This is a genomic window from Bradyrhizobium sp. (genome assembly GCF_049581145.1).
Lineage (GTDB): Bacteria > Pseudomonadota > Alphaproteobacteria > Rhizobiales > Xanthobacteraceae > Bradyrhizobium.
Window position 1 is genome coordinate 1 of sequence record NZ_JBAURI010000439.1, and the last position, 1,546, is coordinate 1,546.

Below are 1,546 nucleotides of genomic sequence, written 5' to 3' on the forward strand. Positions count from 1 at the left end.
CACCAGCGTCGAGCCCGGCGCCGTGCGGGCCGCGCCGGCAAATGCCAGCTGGCGACGCCGTCGGGCCTGCAATTGCTGATCCGCCAGCACGCCGAGCAGAATCACGGTTCCCATCACCGCGAAGTTCAGCGAATTGGGGATGCCCAGGATATTCACCAGGTTCTGCAGCACCTGCAGCAGCGCCGTGCCCAGCACGATACCGAGAATGGAGCCCTCGCCGCCGCGCAGGCTGCAACCGCCGAGCACGGCCGCCGCGATCGCGTAGAGCTCATAGAAATTGCCGAACGAGCTCGGCGAGACCGAATTGGTGTAGAACACGAACAGCACGGTCGAGACCCCGGCAAGCCCGCCGCTGATGATATAGGCGGTCGCGATCACCATGTTCGTGTTGATGCCGGAGAAGCGCGCCGCTTCCTCGTTCTTGCCCACGGCATAGAGCCAGCGCCCATAGACCGAGCGGTGCAGCAGCACGCCGAGGATCAGCGCCAGGATGATCAGCAGGATGAAGGTGTTCGGGATGCCGGCGATGTTGCCGGAGGCGATGTTGCCCAGGGTGCCGGCCTCGTCGCCATAGCCGAAGCCGCGGGTCGAATCCGACGTATAGTAGCGGGCGGCGCCGCGATAGATCAGCAGGCCGCACAGCGTCACGATGAAGGGCTGCATCTTCAGCCGCGTGATCAGGAAGCCCTGGATCGCCCCCAGCGCCAGGCCGCCCAAGAGCACCAGCAGCAGCGCGAACGGCCAGAAGATCTCATACGTCGTCAGCAGGTCGACGAACACGACGCCGAGCAGCGCGAACATCGAGCCGAGCGACAGATCGATGCCGCCGGTGATGATCACGAGCCCCTCGCCCAGCGCGAACACGCCGAACAGGCCGATTAGGTTCGCCATGTTCAAGAGGTTCACGAACGACAGGAAGGCCGGATTGATCGCGCCGGTGACGGCGGAGATCGCCACCAGCAGCAGCAGCAGGCCGAGCTCTTTCTTCATCATGGCGCGGCCGCTTCCATGGTTTCCGGCGCCTGATTCTCCAGCGCCTGATTTTCCAGCGCCTGGCCGATCGCGAGCCGCAACACGTTGTATTCGGAGAACTGCGCGCGCTCCAACACGCCGCTGACGCCGCCTTCATGCATCACGGCCACCCGGTCGGAGACGCCGATCACCTCCTCCATGTCCGAGGAGATCATCACGATCGCGACGCCGCGGTCGGCGAGGTCGCGCATCAGCGCGTAGATCTCGCTCTTGGCGCCGACATCGATGCCGCGGGTCGGCTCATCGAAGAACATCACCCGCGGCTGCATCGACAGCCACTTGCCCAGCACCACCTTCTGCTGGTTGCCGCCGGACAGCGTCACGGCCTCGATATCGATGCTCGGCGCCTTGATGGAGAGGCTCCTGACCTGTTGTTTCGCGACCTTGCGCTCGGCCGCGCCGCTGACCAGCCACATCCGCGCATGGTCCAACAGGCTTGCAAGCGTCACGTTCTCCCGGATCGGCAGCTCCAGCACCAGGCCGGATTTCTTGCGGTCCTCCGGCACCAGATAGA

2 protein-coding genes are annotated in these 1,546 nt (G+C 64.9%); both read right to left on the reverse strand.

The window, feature by feature from the left end; genetic code table 11:
- Nucleotides 1–993: ABC transporter permease (locus WCB02_RS14230; RefSeq protein ID WP_423958857.1), on the reverse strand; the 993-nt coding region annotated here is incomplete at its 3' end.
- Nucleotides 990–1,546, reverse strand: a 557-nt coding sequence (locus tag WCB02_RS14235) for an ATP-binding cassette domain-containing protein (protein WP_423958858.1), incomplete at its 5' end; no start/stop codon positions are given. The genes WCB02_RS14230 and WCB02_RS14235, both read right to left, overlap by 4 nt.